The following is a 15,821-nucleotide window of genomic DNA, read 5'->3' on the forward strand; positions in this document are numbered from 1 at the left end:
TTGCTCGCCCTCTACAAAAAACCTTATGCCTGCTCCATCGTGCACATCAACGGATGCTGATGTTTGCGTGCGTACTGATTTACCTGCATCACTTTTGTCTCTGCTATCTCAGCAGTGAAAATGCCACACACGGCTTTTCCCTGATAATGAACGGTCAGCATAAGTTGGTTGGCTTTCTCAGCGTCCATATTGAAAAACTGCATGAGTACCTCAATGACAAAATCCATCGGTGTATAGTCGTCATTGTTCAACAACACTTTATACATGGGAGGCGGCTGCGGCTTCTGTCGCTGCGCGTCTTTCTGTTTTTCCTTTTCGATACTAATAGCGTTGTCTTTACTCATAACTTAATAATAGTGGTTTACCGGCATATGTGTACAAACTTTTGTATAAATTTATTCACATTTGCCCTTGACATAATATGGTTAAAAAATCTACATTTTGTATGGTGGTTTTGAGTATTACACGTTTAGCACTTTAAAGCAGGACTTTAAAGGAACTGTAGTCAATACTCTTTCCCCAGTGTCTCCGGATCTATAATGGGGGCATATACTCGTGAGTTCAAGGATTAAGAGGAAGTCGAAGTATGGCGGTTGGCAAAGTTAAATGGTTTAACAACGCAAAGGGTTTTGGATTTATCGTACCTGAGGACGGTGGTGAAGATATTTTCGCGCATTACTCTACGATTCAAATGGAAGGCTATCGTTCGCTAAAAGCAGGTCAAGAAGTTACCTTCGAAGTACAGCAAGGCCCTAAAGGCCTGCATGCTGAGAACATTGGCTTCAAAGAAGAACCTGAGCGTTAAGAAAAGAATTTATAAAGCCTGGCCCTGAGTCAGGCTTTTGGTTTTTTTTGCCATTCAAAAAATATAGGTGCAGTAAAGCGTCTGTGTGGTTGGTTGTGCTCTAATTTTACCCCCCAAAAAAAAGCATTACGTTATCGTAACGTAACGTGTTGGTACAGAGCGCCTAACCAACAAGCTTTGCTCCCGTATTTTCATTTTCCGTTAGTACACTTCTTTCCAAAATATAAAGTATACCTCCCTACACAATACTGGTGATTGACACACTTTATCTTAGTCCGCATAGATCATTGCCTACTCTGCTAGGTTTAAAATGTTCGTAATCGCGGCGTGTTAGCGCAGGTATAGTGGTTCTACATAAAAAAGCCCTCTCGTTTGAAGAGAGGGCTTTTAAACGTTGTTTTGAATAGCTTGTCAGATTTGAGAATACTATTCTGTGCGCTAGACCTCAAAGCCTAACGCATGTACGCAAATCACTATGCACCAAGGATAGCTTTTAATGTCTTACTTGGAGACATGGTTGCGAAAAGCTTGTCTTCGTCAGGGTAGTAGTAACCGCCAATGTCTTGCGCGCTACCTTGAGTCGCATCAATCTCAGCCAAGATGTCATCGATTTTTGCAGATAGCTCTTCATACACTGGCTTAAATTGTGCTGCTAGGTCAGCATCTTCCGTCTGGTTCGCTACTTCTTCAGCCCAGTATAGACCTAGGTAAACATGGCTACCACGGTTATCCAGCTGGCCTGCTTTACGAAGTGGAGACTTACCATTGTTAAGCAGCTTTTCCGTTGCTTTATCTAGCGCTGTAGCAATAACTTTTGCTTTGGTGTTGCTGTGCTTAATTGCAACATCTTCTAGCGATACTGCTAGAGCTAGGAATTCACCCAATGAATCCCAACGCAAGTGGCCTTCTTCAACAAACTGTTGAACGTGCTTAGGTGCACTGCCGCCTGCACCAGTCTCGTAAAGGCCACCGCCAGCCATCAGTGGCACGATAGATAGCATTTTCGCACTGGTGCCAAGCTCTAGGATTGGGAACAAGTCAGTTAAGTAGTCACGAAGTACGTTACCGGTTACTGAGATGGTATCTAGACCGCGAATCGCACGTTCCATGCTGTAACGAATAGCGCGTACAGGAGACATAATTTGAATGTCTAGACCATTGGTGTCGTGATCCTGAAGGTACTTTTCAACTTTTTTGATCAGTTGTGCATCGTGAGCACGTTCGTCATCTAGCCAGAATACTGCAGGCATTCCAGATTGACGTGAACGCGTTACCGCTAGCTTAACCCAATCTTGAATAGGTGCATCTTTCACCTGACACATACGCCAGATATCACCTTCTTCAACATCGTGAGAGATAAGAACATTGCCATCTTGGTCAACAATCGACACTGTACCGTCTGCTTCTAGCTCAAACGTTTTGTCATGTGAACCGTACTCTTCTGCTTTTTGTGCCATTAAGCCAACGTTAGGTACCGTACCCATCGTTGTCGGGTCGAATGCACCATGCGTTTTACAGAAGTTGATAACTTCCTGGTAAATAGTTGCATACGTACTTTCAGGGATAACTGCTTTGGTGTCGTGCGCCTTTCCATCTGGTCCCCACATTTGACCTGAGTTACGGATCATAGCTGGCATAGATGCATCAACAATTACGTCACTTGGTACGTGAAGGTTCGAGATACCTTTGTCAGAGTTTACCATCGCCATTGGTGGGCGGTCGGCATAACATGCATTGATGTCTTTTTGAATTTCTGAGCGCTGGCTTTCAGGTAAGCTCGCAATTTTGTCGTAAACACTACCAAGACCATTGTTAGGATTAACACCTAGCTCTTCAAACAGGTCACCCCATTTGTTAAATAGATCTTTGTAGAACACCTTTACACAGTGACCGAACACGATTGGGTGAGACACCTTCATCATGGTCGCTTTTACGTGTAGTGAGAAAAGAATGCCTGTGTTTTTCGCATCTTCAATTTGCTCTTCGAAGAACTCACACAGCGCTTTTTTGCTCATGAACATGCCGTCGATGACTTCGCCAGCAAGCAGGTCTACACGAGGCTTAAGGGTTTTCTTACTACCATCTTTGCCTGTGAACTCAATGCTCACGTAGCCGTCTTTCTCTACTATTACTGACTTCTCGCCAGAGTAGAAGTCGCCACCGCGCATATGTGCAACGTGTGAACGAGAAGCTTGAGACCACTCCCCCATTGAATGCGGGTGCTTGCGGGCATAGTTCTTCACCGCTGTTGGTGCACGACGGTCCGAGTTACCTTCACGTAACACAGGGTTTACCGCACTACCTAATACTTTACCGTAACGCTCGCGAATTTCTTCGTCTTCAGCTGTTTTCGGTGAATCAGGGAACGCAGGTACGTTAAAACCTTTAGCGTTTAATTCTTTGATAGTTGCACGAAGCTGTGGAATTGAGGCACTGATGTTTGGAAGCTTGATGATGTTAGCATTCGGGTCTTGGGTCATCTCACCCAGTTCTGCTAATGCGTCTGGCACTCTTTGCTCTTCAGAAAGATACTCTGGGAAATTTGCCAATACACGCGCAGCAAGTGAGATATCGCTTAGCTCTACATCGATATCTGCAGCTGCAGCAAACTTCTGGATAATTGGAAGAAGTGAATATGTCGCCAACATTGGCGCTTCATCAGTCTTCGTATAGATGATCTTAGACTTGGTCATTATATACCTCAATTTTTTCGACAGAGTATTGTCGTTTTTAGTCCATTAGGTCGCAACAACCCGCAACATGTTCATGTCACGCCCACAGTCATTGCGAAACGTATTTGATGTTTTCCACCTTTTGCTTTTATTAAGCACTAGGTCACTTGCTGTTTTCTTCCCTACATATTATTCAATTCCCTATGTTAGCAATATGCATCTCATGGCTTTGCACTCGACGACTTAGTCGTACGCAATTTCGAGATACGATGTATAAGCAAGCCCGCTTATCACTGCTAAAACTGTCTAATAATTATGCAGATGCGCTCTCTTATAAATATGGAAGCGACCATTAGTATAGGGTCGAAAGTTTGAGTTACAAGTCATACCATTGTCTTAACTCATAAGATCACCGAATTTATCGACAAACTTCATTGAGCAAACCACTATTTGCGGTTGATTTTCCCATGCGAAGCATCGTCATTTGTCGTAAAATCCCTCACCGAAATTTTGAATTTATACAAGCGGAAGTAATATGTCTTCAAACGCTAAAGTGGTGCTTTTTAATAAGCCCTTTCAAGTCTTATCTCAATTTACTGATGCAGACGGTAGAGAAACCCTTAAGGACTACATTGATGTTCCCGGTGTGTATGCCGCAGGACGACTAGACAGAGATTCGGAAGGTCTTCTCGTACTCACCAATGACGGAAAACTTCAGCATAAACTTGCTAACCCAAAAGCTAAAACCAGCAAAACCTATTGGGTACAAGTTGAAGGTATTATGGACGAAAAAGCGATGCAGGCGCTGCGTGACGGTGTAGAATTAAAAGATGGACTGACTCGCCCCGCTAAAGTAAAGGCCATGGAAGCACCTAGCGTGTGGCCGCGAAATCCGCCCGTACGCTTTAGGCAATCAATCCCTACAAGCTGGGTAGAAATTACCATTACCGAAGGTAAAAACAGACAAGTGCGACGTATGACGGCGCACGTCGGCTACCCCACCCTTAGGCTCATCAGATATCGCGTAGGTAATTGGACCATTGATGGTATTGATAATGGCAGCTACGTTTACTTTTAAAGGCAATTCAATTTCTAATACTTGAAATCACCTTCCTTGACCGCACTAAAAGAGGCACCGAAACGTTACGGATTTTTAGCGTTGTTAAAGGTTGCTGTTCATCTTTGCATATAGACAATTTTTTACAACAAAGGGCAACGGCCGCTTGGCACATATTTAATTACTTATTCAGATAAGGATTAAATGTGAATTAGCTGTCGGAATCTGATAAAATCCGCGACCTCGAAAACGGGCCGATTTGTAAGTGGCTGATTAGTGGTATAGCCCACTAAGTGAGTAAGCGCCTAAGCATATTTATCAACATGTTAATTGGTGACTGATTTAACAAATACGGTTTCTTTTTTATTAATCAAATGAGTGTGCAATCCATAGTGAGTGATATTGAATCTAACGCCAGCAAAAAAGTGATCGTCGGTATGTCCGGCGGTGTCGATTCATCTGTTTCAGCCTACCTACTCCAACAGCAGGGTTATCAGGTTGAAGGTCTTTTCATGAAAAACTGGGAAGAAGATGATAATGATGAATACTGTGCCGCTGCAGAAGATTTAAAAGATGCACAAGCGGTTGCTGACAAACTTGGCATTGAACTACACACCATTAACTTTGCAGCTGAATACTGGGATAACGTGTTTGAGTATTTCTTAGAGGAATACAAAGCGGGCCGTACGCCAAACCCAGATATTATGTGCAACAAAGAAATTAAGTTTAAAGCGTTTCTTGAATTTGCAGCAGAAGATCTAGGCGCAGACTACATTGCTACCGGTCACTATGTTCGTCGCCGAGAAGTAGACGGTAAATGGCAAATGCTACGCGGCCTTGATAACAACAAAGACCAGAGCTACTTTCTTTACACATTAGGCGAAGAGCACGTTGCAAAAACGCTCTTTCCTGTAGGTGACATCGAAAAGCCATTAGTTCGCAAAATCGCCGAGGAGCAAGGTCTTATCACTCACGATAAGAAAGACTCAACCGGGATTTGCTTTATTGGTGAACGCAAATTTAAAGACTTCTTGGCTCGTTACCTTCCAGCTCAGCCTGGCGTTATTGAAACAGCAGAAGGCGAAGAAATTGGCCAACACGAAGGCTTGATGTATCACACGTTAGGTCAACGTAAAGGCTTACACATTGGTGGTTTGGCCAAATACGGTGACGACCCTTGGTATGTGGTAGATAAAGATGTTGCTCGCAACGTGCTTATTGTGGGCCAAGGTGCCGACCACCCTCGCCTTTACTCTAAAGGATTGGTAGCAAAGCAGCTACACTGGGTGGATAGAAAAACAATTACAGAGCCTATGCGCGCGGTAGTTAAAACCCGTTATCGTCAGGCCGATATCCCATGTACAATAACGCCAGCTCAAGACGACACCATTGAAGTGATGTTTGATGAGCCGCAGAAGGCGGTAACGCCGGGGCAGTCAGCGGTGTTCTATAGTGACGAAGTTTGCCTTGGCGGCGGTATTATTGAGAGTTATATTCGCTGATGTTAGATACCGACGTAGAAAATAACCTAGCGCTTGCTGGTGTATGTCAAGCTGCTGCGCTGGTTCAGCAGCTTGCCAGACGAGGTTCAGCCGATAACGAGGCTATAGAGGCCAGCTTATCGAGCATACTGGTTACTGACCCAGAAACACCTCAACAGGTCTTCGGTCAGCTCGCTAACTTAAAAACCGGTTACACCACACTCGCAGCACAGTTATCTGACAAACAAGCAACAAAAGATACGGAATTAACCCGCTATATTGCTAGTATTCTAGGCCTTGAAAGAAAGCTAGCGAGAAAGCCTAAAGCAATGCAGGAACTGGGCGAACGTATTTCCCATGTTCAGCGCCAGCTTGCTCACATCGATTTCCAAAACCCACAAATAGTCTCCTCCTTAGCGAGCATTTACAGCGATATCATCAGTCCGCTAGCACCGCGTATTCAGGTAGCTGGTAACCCAGATTATTTAAGCCAACCGGCTACTCAACATAAAGTGCGCGCGCTTTTGCTTGCAGGTGTTAGGGCTGCAGTAATGTGGCGTCAGATGGGTGGAAAACGAAGAAACATTTTATTTAAACGCAAACACATTCTTAACAGTGCTGTTAAAGCACTACGATTAATAAACTAGTGAGGAGCTTAAGGTGGAACTGAGTCAGTTAACTGCAATTTCCCCTGTCGATGGTCGATATGCTGGCAAAAGCGTAGAATTACGCAGTATTTTCAGTGAGTACGGCTTATTAAAATACCGTGTAGAAGTAGAAGTACGTTGGTTACAAATGCTGTCTACTAACCCACAAATTGAAGAAGTTCCTGCTTTTACAGACACGTCAAATGCACTACTAGACAAAATAGTCGCTGAATTTAGTGTTGAAGATGCCATGCGCATTAAAGAAATCGAGCGCACAACAAACCACGATGTGAAAGCGGTTGAATACTTTCTTAAAGAGAAGGTTGCCGACAATAGTGAGCTTTCAGCGGTAAATGAGTTTATCCACTTTGCGTGTACGTCTGAAGACATCAACAACCTTTCACACGGTTTAATGCTTCGCGAAGCCCGCGAGACCGTTATTCTTCCTTACTGTGACAAATTAATTGAAGCGCTAGTAGAGCTTGCTAAGCGCTACCAGAACGTACCTATGATGGCTCGTACTCACGGTCAGCCTGCCTCGCCTACTACTATGGGTAAAGAGATGGCAAACGTAGCTATTCGATTGAAGCGTCAGCGTAGCCAAATCGCAGGTGTTGAGTTACTTGGTAAGATTAACGGGGCTGTGGGCAACTACAACGCACACTTGTCAGCGTATAAAAATGTAGATTGGCACGACGTTTCAGAGAAGTTTGTTACCTCACTTGGTCTTACGTGGAACCCGTTCACTACGCAAATAGAGCCGCATGACTATATTGCAGAAATGTTTGATGCCATTGCGCGCTTTAACACCATTCTTATCGATTTCGACCGTGACGTTTGGGGTTACATTGCACTGGGTCACTTCAAGCAAAAAACGGTAGCTGGCGAAATCGGCTCTTCTACCATGCCACACAAAGTTAATCCTATCGATTTCGAAAACTCAGAAGGCAACTTAGGTCTGGCGAACGCTATTTTTGACCATTTAGCAGCTAAGCTTCCTATCTCTCGCTGGCAGCGTGACCTTACCGACTCAACCGTACTACGTAACCTTGGCGTAGGTGTAGGTTATGCAGTTATTGCGTATCAGGCTACTTTGAAAGGTATCAGTAAGTTAGAAGTTAATGAGCAAAGCTTACTTAACGAGCTAAACAACAATTGGGAACTGCTTGCAGAGCCTATTCAAACTGTTATGCGTCGTTACGGTATTGAAAAGCCATACGAGAAGCTAAAAGAGCTGACCCGTGGTAAAAAAGTAAATGCTGACGTTATTGCTGAGTTTATTGATAACCTAGATATGCCAGAAGCGGCCAAAGCAGAGCTTAAGGCATTAACGCCTGCTACATACATTGGTGATGCAATCAGGCTTGTAGATCAGTTATAAGCCACTACGCTTTCCACTACACTAAAAAACGCGGTCATTAGTACCGCGTTTTTTTATACCTATCTCTACTGACTATTCAGTGCAGATAAAACGGGAGCGGATAGATGGATTTATACAATACGAAAGATACGAAATTTTTCGAACTTGATAATCAGTGCATCCCTAATTTTGGCACCAAAAGCACTTTGTCAACTGCATCTATTGAGTCATTAAACAGCAATGACCCAGGGAGTATCAGCATTAAGCAAAAGGTGTCTAGTGCGGTTGTCATTTTTTGTGATCTTTCGAATTTTCAGCGTTTGACAGAAAAATACGGGGACATGATGTGTGCTAGCGTCGTGGAAGCGCTTTTCGCTCATTTCGATGAAATTGCAACATCTTCGCAGCTAACACCGTTAAAAACCAACGGCGACCAGTACATTGTTGTGGGATTTCTAACCAAGAATGAAGTGGCTGACGAAGCCCTTCATCTTTGCGCAACAAACGCTGTAGAGTTTGCTGTAAAGGCTCGTGACCTTGTAAGTCGCAATAGCCTTCTCGTATCAATGCCTTGTCAACTTCGCGTTGGCATTGCGACAGGCGCTCTGATTTCGGGCTCATCTAATCGTTCACCCGCAGGGTTTGATATCTGGGGTACTACTGTTAATAAAGCGGCAATGTTAGAGCAATTTACTGCGCCGAGTACTATCGCGATATGTGAAAACACACACCGAGTGTTTGTCGCGCCAGCTGGTAAATCCGATATCCCAATTACCCATAGTAATGCCACCTTTTGGCAACAAAACATCAAAGCGTTGCCTAGTGATAATAAGCAAACCGATGAATCCGTCCCTGCAAGTCACTGCATCAAGGCACTACGTTTTTATAAGACACTAATTCATACCAAATCGACGTGTCTAAACGCGTACATATGCTAAATGCGTGCAAGGTTCAACGAAAACACTTTACCTAGATTCGCATAAAGCGGCAGCAGCAAATTTAAACCGTTAACGATATTATTTATCACTCACCGGATTACACGCTTATCTCAAACATAAATCATTGTTAGCTTTTACTGCACTAAGGTAGCAATCAGGTTACCAATAAATGATAATGCCGCTTTTACGATACCATTACCTTTTGACCCAGAGTGGCTTTTAATACTGACTTGTTTCACGTGCTGTATTGGCTCCTATTTACTAATACTTACGCGCGCTAAACTGCTATTTTTTATCACTTGGGTCAGCAAAAAAACCATAAAACTGGCTTACAAAAAAGAGATGCTATGGGCAATAACGACAATACGTATTTTATTGATGCACAATCCGGTAACGGCTTTACCGCAGAAACATTCTTGAAGCACTACTGGCAACAAAAACCGGTTGTAATAAAGCAGTTCTTTTTAGACTTCACCGACCCAATAGATGAAAATGATCTAGCAGGCCTAGCGCAGGAGCCCGAGGTTGACGCGAGGATTATTAGCCACGTGCAGGGGAGCTGGCATGTTGAACAAGGGCCAATTAACGATTTTGATAACGCGTGCCAAGGCAACTGGACCTTGCTCGTTCAGGGTGTAGATAAATATGTGCCAGACGTGGCGCCCATCTTGGAACCATTCTCTTTTGTACCTAACTGGAGATTGGATGACCTGATGGTAAGTTTTGCCACAAACGGTGCTGGCGTTGGCGCTCATATCGACCAATACGATGTATTTCTTGTTCAGGGTAAGGGAAAAAGACGCTGGCGAGTGGGTAAGCCTGCAAATTACAAAGAAATCTTCCCGCACCCGAAACTACGGCAAATAGAGGGTTTTGACCCTGTAATAGACGTTATTGTTGAACCTGGTGATGTAGTTTACGTCCCGCCGGGTTGGCCTCATGACGGACAAACTATTGAAGACAGCCTGACCTATTCAGTAGGTTATCGCGCCCCCGATAATCTTCAATTGGCTGAAAGCTTAGCAATGATGCTGGATAAAGGCCCAGGCAATTACCGCTTTACAGATCCTGCCAGAGCCGGTCAGGCTAATCCCGCGTTAGTTAGTTCAAGTGATGTTGCAGCGTTAAAACAACAGTTAATAGACGCCATAAACGGGGAGGATTTTACCTTCGCGCTACTTGAAGCAATGAGCGAGCAAGGTATACCCGAGTATCCTCTTGAGGATGAGGTTAGCTTAGAGCAAATCTCAAATGAGTTTGCCGCTGGTATAAGCTTTGTCCCTGCACCTGGGGTTAGACCATTAATATGTGATGGCAAACGCGGGCTTCCTCGAGCGCTTTACGTCAACGGCAGTCAATTTGCTTTTTCTAAACGTGACCAAGAATGGTTTGAAGTGTTGGCATCAGGCAGCATTTTGAACGCAACGTGTTGCCAAGATGCCCCCTCTTTTACATTTTTAGAAACCTTAACTACACTTATCAATAATGGTTACTGGGAATGGTTCGAGGGTTAACAGGTAAGTATGGCGTTTACTATACAAAACGTCGATTGGGAAAAGGATAAACATCGACTTAAAGCACTGAGGGAACATGTTTTTGTTTTAGAGTGGCGCGTGCCTGAAGCGAGCGAGTTCGACGAGCACGACCACTCTGCATGTCATGTGCTTATTATTAACGATGAAAACGAACCCATTGCTACCGGGCGATTAACCCAACGAGGTGAACTAGGTCGAATTGCCGTAAAGCGCTGCCACCGGACACTCCCTGTTTATCGTGCTTTGTTTGAAGCTTTAATAACCGTCGCCAAGCGAAATAACGTTCCTAACATTAAAGTGATATGCAACCTTGAAAGCGTTTCATATCATAAGTCCATTGGCTTTACACCAGACGGTCAGGTTTTTATGGATGCCGGTGTACCAAGACAAAGATTGAAATGCCCGGCAGAGCGGTTTCCCCTGCCGGACGTTACGCAGCTTCATTAACCTTGTGGACTTGAGGTGTTATAAAAAGCCGGACTATTATTGGCCCCAAAAATCTGGGGTGTTTTGCATGGTAAACAAGCTCACAGTTCGACTAAGTAAAAGTTCGCTAAAGGCTTTCTAGCTTTCATCAGCGCCCTCTGCGTTAACCACGTTTTCCGCTTTCATTTGCAAGTGCATAGCAAAATGACGCAACACGTCTTTTGCATCTTTCGCGATGTCCACTGACGTATAGTCAGTAGGCAGATCGCCGCTTATGCAATAAGGCTAATGGTTTCCCATTGGCATTCAATCCATTAATAATTTGACAATATCAGCGTATTTATTGCACACATCTATATCGAAAGGTACAGCACAAACATTTACATTTTTTTCATTGGCAAAGAAAGACTTTTGAGTGAGACTAAGCGTACATTTTCTATTTTTATCGAGTTAAGACGCATGCGTATATTAAGGCTCACGCTAGGAGCAATCTTGTTTGTTGGCGGAATTGTTTTAACTTTACTCCCAGGCTCTATACTTTTGGTTGTATCTGGCTTAGTCCTGTTGAGTTATGACTGGCCACGAGCAAGGGGTTGGCTCAAATTTAGCCAAAAGGCGATGACGTTGAGTGCGCACAAACTAGACCGATTTCTTTTAATGAGAAAGCTTCGCTAGTTTCTCTTTTTTTACAAGCGGGCATGTGCCCCTGCTAGACAAGGTCAAACTTCACATTCCTTAACAGCGAAGCTGTTGGCGCTCCTATCTCATTTTGTCGCAACCACTTTACATTTAAACTTATGTAAATGCGTAATCATACAATGCGTGTTAACGTAATCTAAAGTATAAATTGCGAAGCCTTTAATAATAATAGTGGCAATTATCTGAGCATGCTCAGCATCTTAGATAGTTCGTATCATCAGGCAATGTAACCGTAACGATATGATTTTGTGTAATGCGTTGACCCCGCATTGCGCTGCTTGGGTAGGCCAGGTTTAAACAATCTGGTCCAAGTCATATCTTTCGCTTACCTATGGAGACAAGACCATGATCACGTTTACCGTTAATGGTAACAAACACGAATTTTCTGGTGACCCATCAACACCAGTGTTGTGGTACCTTCGTGACGAATTAAATCTTACAGGACCTAAGTTTGGCTGTGGTATGGCGCAATGTGGCGCTTGTACTGTTCACATTGATGGCATGGCACAACGCTCTTGCGTATTGCCTGTGTCAGCCGTTCAAGGCAGAAAAATTACCACTATTGAAGGGCTAAGCGAAAATGGCGATCATCCTGTCCAAAAAGCGTGGGTAGAACACAAAGTACCACAATGTGGTTTCTGCCAATGTGGGCAAATCATGCAAGCTGCCAGTCTGTTATCAACCAACCCAACACCAAGCGACGAAGAAATTGTTCAGAATATGTCGGGCAACATCTGTCGATGCGGCACCTACCCTCGCATTCACAAGGCCATTAAGTCTGCGTCGAAATCAATAAGCAGTAACGCTGGCGTGAGCTACTTTGACCCAACCCAAGCGGGAGAAGAAGCATGAGTGAGAATACCTATTTTGATATGAATCGCCGCAGTTTCTTAAAATCGACAGCCGCGGCGGGTGCGCTGGTTCTTGGTACCTATTTTATGGGTGGTGCACCTCGCGCCATGGCTGGCGTATTAGCAAAGCCGGCGGAAAACGCAAAACGCGCAAACTTGTTCATTGCACTTCGCCCTGACGGCATGGTTGAAGTAACGTGTCACCGCAGCGAAATGGGTCAACAGATCCGAACCGCCATTGCGCAAATTGTAGCTGACGAAATGGAAGCGGCGTGGGACAAAGTCATTGTTATTCAAGGCAAAGGCGATCCCAAATACGGTGACCAAAACACCGATGGCTCGCGTAGTATCCGCTTCAATATGCAGCGTCTTCGAGAAATGGGTGCAAGCGTGCGTTATATGATGCAACATGCAGCAGCTAAGCGTTTGGGTGTAGAGCCAAGTACCTGTGTTGCCGAGCAGCATGTGGTAACACACACTTCAGGTAAAACGCTTGCGTATAAAGACTTAATAGACGATGCATTAACCATTACGCCGCCAGAAGCAGATAAGCTTAAGCTTAAAGAAAGGAAAGAATGGCGTTACATCAATACCGGTATGGCGCATATCGACCTTCAAGATATCGTTACCGGTAAAGCAACCTTCGCCGCCGACGTGCGCGAGCCAAAAGCACTTGTTGCAATAATCGAACGCCCTCCCGTAGTGGGCGGTAAGGTGAAAAGCTTTAATGCAGATAAAGCAAAAGCGGTTAATGGCGTTGTTGATGTAATTGAAATTCCAGCGCCAAAAGGTGCGCCCCAGTTCCAGCCAAAAGGTGGGCTAGCCATTATAGCTAACAACACATGGGCAGCATGGCAAGGCCGCAAAGCATTAGACGTCACCTGGGATGATGGCGCAAATGGCGACTATAACTCAGCAAACTTTAAAGAGCAGTTGCTTAACACAGTAAATGCACCTCAAGCGCTTGTTAGAGAAAAAGGCGATGCGTTGAGCGTTTTAGAAAAAGCCAGCGACAAGCTGGTTGCTGACTATTACGTGCCGCATTTAGCACAAGCCCCAATGGAGCCACCTTGTGCTACTGCCATGTACTATAAAGATCGCGTTGACGTATGGGCAGCAACACAAAATCCGCAGGCTGATATGGAAACCGTGGGCGCTATGGTTGGCATGGACAAAGAGAAAATCAATGTTCACGTTACCATGTTGGGTGGTGCTTTCGGGCGTAAGTCTAAGCCTGACTTTTCAGCGGAAGCGGCATATCTATCAATGAAAACCGGTAAGCCAATTCGCGTTCAATGGACACGTGAAGATGATATTCAGCACGGTTTCTATCACGCAGTTTCTGCTCAACATGTTGAGGCTGCACTTGATGAAAACGGTAAAATTGATGCTTATCTTCACAGAACCGCGTTTTCACCTATTGCCTCTACGTTCCAAGAAGGCGCGAACGCCCCCTTTAGCTTTGAGTTAGATTTGGGCTTTACAGACAATCCAATTCTTACACCTAATATGAAGCTAGAGCGCGGTGAAGCACCAGCCAAAGCCCGTATTGGATGGATGCGTTCAGTATCGAACATCTTCCACGCGTTTGCTGTACAGTCGTTTATTAATGAAGCAGCCCACAAAGCAGGTAAAGACGCTAAAGATTACCTATTGGAAGTAATTGGTCCTGATAGAATTATTGATGTGACGGATCAAAAAGCCGAATATCAAAACTATTGGGGTGATAAGTCGGTTTATCCTTTGGATACAGGTCGTCTTCGCAATGTAATTGAGAAAGTATCTGACATGGCTGGTTGGGGTCGAGAGATGCCAAAAGGCCGCGGACTGGGTATTGCTGCGCACCGTAGCTTCTTAACTTACGTTGCTACTGTGGTTGAAGTTGAAGTGTCTGACGCTGGCGATCTTAGCGTGATTAAATCATGGGTAGCCATTGATGCAGGTACTGTGGTTAATACAGACACGGTGAAAAACCAAACGCAAGGCGGCTCAGTATACGGTATTACCACCGCCATCAGTGACGGTATTACCTTTGATAAAGGTCGTGTACAGCAAAGTAACTTCCACAACTACCGTGTACCGCGTATGAGCGATTCACCGCTAGAGGTAGAAGTTGAAGTAATTGAAAGCGATGCGCCGCCAGCCGGTGTAGGTGAACCAGCAACGCCGGTATACGCACCAGCGCTCTGTAATGCCATTTTTGCTGCGTGTGGTAAGCGTATTCGTCAGTTACCTATCGGTAACCAGCTAAAAGCATAAGCACTTAAATAACCAGCATCGTCACGAGTTAAATCTCAAAGCCGTGCTTTAAGCATTTAAAAAGGGTAAACACATCATGTGTTTACCCTCTTTTATCAGTGTACTTTATACCCCTTTCTATTTGCTGCATATCTAGGTTTGGCTAGTGAACTTATCAACGCCTTCTGCGTGGAAAATTATCTATTTAAAGTAGTACAAGGTTAACTTTACACGCTAGGCATGCACCCGTAGTTACGTTTATCTAGAATCAAAAGCTTAGTAGAGAAGCTCAGAATTTTTTAAAACACTTTAAGGGTGAGAATAAAGACAGTAAAGGTTGTAGATGCTCAAGCAGAAGCACGCGAGGGAGATAACAATGCATGCGACGAAAAGATGGACGAAAATACCATAACTTGCGTAAGCAAATACCGCACAAATCAAACCGATAGTGAATTCTACAAGTGCTGCTTCACAAAGGGTTCTTATATTAGTGATTACTGGTTGAGCAAAAAATTTGAACCGATAAGCCATTTTTCTTCCCTTCCCTGTACCTAAAATATTGCTAACGTTATTTAACTACACTAGCACATAAATTTAAACTCAGTGAAAGAAGCTTTACCCGTAAAGACTGCCTAAAAATGAAAGTAAAAGTGTATACTTTCACAATTTCATTTCAAACAAACAAAAAACTCGGACTATTTAAGCCCGAGTTTAATAACTAGATAATCACTCGTAGTTGCGTTCCATCCACATCAACTGCATTTTAAGTTCGTTAATTTCTTTTTGGGCTTGCGCCAACTGCTCTACCACAGAGCCTGATTGCATAACATTTTCTTCGGAAGTGTTTACTGAAACTGCGCTGTCATTATGTGCCATGAGAATTCAACCAAGTTAATTATTAATCAAAGATTCAAAGTGAAAGTCACTATGTAATATTACATATTTAATTACACAAAGTCATGTTTTCAACACGCAAAAGTGCATAGTTTTGCTAAATAACCACAGTTTTTTTAAGGAATGAAACACGAGCAAAGATTTGCTTCTAAATGAGTGGCCATCACTTTAAGTTGCCTAACAAAAAAAGAGACCTTATGGTTAATGCCGATCAGTTA

General features: G+C 43.9%; 15 protein-coding genes. 11 read left to right on the forward strand and 4 right to left on the reverse strand.

Going from position 1 to position 15,821, the window contains the following annotated elements:
* Nucleotides 1–23 precede the first annotated feature (23 nt).
* Nucleotides 24–344 carry an ATP-dependent Clp protease adapter ClpS gene (gene clpS, locus RJ41_RS11305; protein ID WP_014949331.1) on the reverse strand — a complete coding sequence of 107 codons (321 nt, stop codon included), beginning with the start codon at nt 342–344 and terminating at the stop codon, nt 24–26.
* Nucleotides 345–586: 242 nt separating this feature from the next.
* On the opposite strand from clpS, the gene cspD reads away from it, so the two are divergent.
* On the forward strand, nt 587–805 hold the full coding sequence (cspD, locus tag RJ41_RS11310; RefSeq protein ID WP_014949330.1) for a cold shock domain-containing protein CspD: 219 nt from the start codon (nt 587–589) through the stop codon (nt 803–805).
* A gap of 473 nt (nt 806–1,278) precedes the next feature.
* On the opposite strand, the gene RJ41_RS11315 is transcribed toward cspD, so the two are convergent.
* Nucleotides 1,279–3,498, reverse strand: a complete 2,220-nt coding sequence (locus RJ41_RS11315; protein ID WP_039220658.1) for an NADP-dependent isocitrate dehydrogenase — start codon at nt 3,496–3,498, stop codon at nt 1,279–1,281.
* Nucleotides 3,499–4,012: 514 nt separating this feature from the next.
* Here RJ41_RS11315 and RJ41_RS11320 point away from each other — a divergent pair.
* The 7 genes from RJ41_RS11320 (at nt 4,013) to RJ41_RS11350 (ending at nt 10,942) form a co-directional block, all read left to right on the forward strand.
* On the forward strand, nt 4,013–4,555 hold the full coding sequence (locus RJ41_RS11320; RefSeq protein WP_039220660.1) for an rRNA large subunit pseudouridine synthase E: 543 nt from the start codon (nt 4,013–4,015) through the stop codon (nt 4,553–4,555).
* Between the two features lie 353 nt (nt 4,556–4,908).
* Nucleotides 4,909–6,036, forward strand: coding sequence for a tRNA 2-thiouridine(34) synthase MnmA (mnmA, locus tag RJ41_RS11325; protein WP_084081850.1), 1,128 nt, complete (start codon nt 4,909–4,911; stop codon nt 6,034–6,036).
* Nucleotides 6,036–6,662, forward strand: coding sequence for a high frequency lysogenization protein HflD (gene hflD / locus RJ41_RS11330; RefSeq protein ID WP_039220666.1), 627 nt, complete (start codon nt 6,036–6,038; stop codon nt 6,660–6,662). Before mnmA ends, hflD begins: the two co-directional genes overlap by 1 nt.
* Nucleotides 6,663–6,675: 13 nt before the next feature.
* Nucleotides 6,676–8,043: an adenylosuccinate lyase gene (gene purB / locus RJ41_RS11335; RefSeq protein ID WP_039220668.1), complete on the forward strand. Its 1,368-nt coding sequence runs from the start codon at nt 6,676–6,678 to the stop codon at nt 8,041–8,043.
* Nucleotides 8,044–8,147: 104 nt separating this feature from the next.
* Complete coding sequence (locus RJ41_RS11340; protein ID WP_052235457.1) at nt 8,148–8,960, forward strand: adenylate/guanylate cyclase domain-containing protein; 813 nt, start codon at nt 8,148–8,150, stop codon at nt 8,958–8,960.
* A 347-nt stretch (nt 8,961–9,307) separates the two neighbouring features.
* Nucleotides 9,308–10,474 (forward strand): cupin domain-containing protein, encoded by a 1,167-nt coding sequence (locus tag RJ41_RS11345; protein WP_039220670.1) that lies wholly within the window; start codon nt 9,308–9,310, stop codon nt 10,472–10,474.
* A 9-nt stretch (nt 10,475–10,483) separates the two neighbouring features.
* Nucleotides 10,484–10,942 carry a GNAT family N-acetyltransferase gene (locus RJ41_RS11350; RefSeq protein ID WP_039220671.1) on the forward strand — a complete coding sequence of 153 codons (459 nt, stop codon included), beginning with the start codon at nt 10,484–10,486 and terminating at the stop codon, nt 10,940–10,942.
* 117 nt (nt 10,943–11,059) lie between these two features.
* On the opposite strand, the gene RJ41_RS19375 is transcribed toward RJ41_RS11350, so the two are convergent.
* Nucleotides 11,060–11,197 (reverse strand): DUF4826 family protein, encoded by a 138-nt coding sequence (locus RJ41_RS19375; RefSeq protein WP_276203239.1) that lies wholly within the window; start codon nt 11,195–11,197, stop codon nt 11,060–11,062.
* 183 nt (nt 11,198–11,380) lie between these two features.
* Here RJ41_RS19375 and RJ41_RS18920 point away from each other — a divergent pair, with 183 nt between their 5' ends.
* The 3 genes from RJ41_RS18920 (at nt 11,381) to RJ41_RS11365 (ending at nt 14,730) form a co-directional block, all read left to right on the forward strand.
* Nucleotides 11,381–11,596, forward strand: coding sequence for a PGPGW domain-containing protein (locus RJ41_RS18920; protein ID WP_084081857.1), 216 nt, complete (start codon nt 11,381–11,383; stop codon nt 11,594–11,596).
* A 369-nt stretch (nt 11,597–11,965) separates the two neighbouring features.
* A complete protein-coding gene (locus RJ41_RS11360) occupies nt 11,966–12,472 on the forward strand; it encodes a (2Fe-2S)-binding protein (protein WP_014976393.1) in 507 nt (168 codons plus the stop codon).
* Complete coding sequence (locus RJ41_RS11365; RefSeq protein ID WP_039220676.1) at nt 12,469–14,730, forward strand: molybdopterin cofactor-binding domain-containing protein; 2,262 nt, start codon at nt 12,469–12,471, stop codon at nt 14,728–14,730. Before RJ41_RS11360 ends, RJ41_RS11365 begins: the two co-directional genes overlap by 4 nt.
* 705 nt (nt 14,731–15,435) lie before the next feature.
* Here the strand turns inward: RJ41_RS11365 and RJ41_RS19085 are convergent.
* Complete coding sequence (locus RJ41_RS19085) at nt 15,436–15,585, reverse strand: hypothetical protein (RefSeq protein WP_156964778.1); 150 nt, start codon at nt 15,583–15,585, stop codon at nt 15,436–15,438.
* Nucleotides 15,586–15,821: the final 236 nt, after the last annotated feature.

The sequence above is a fragment of the Alteromonas marina genome (assembly GCF_000808575.1).
Taxonomy (GTDB): domain Bacteria; phylum Pseudomonadota; class Gammaproteobacteria; order Enterobacterales; family Alteromonadaceae; genus Alteromonas; species Alteromonas marina_A.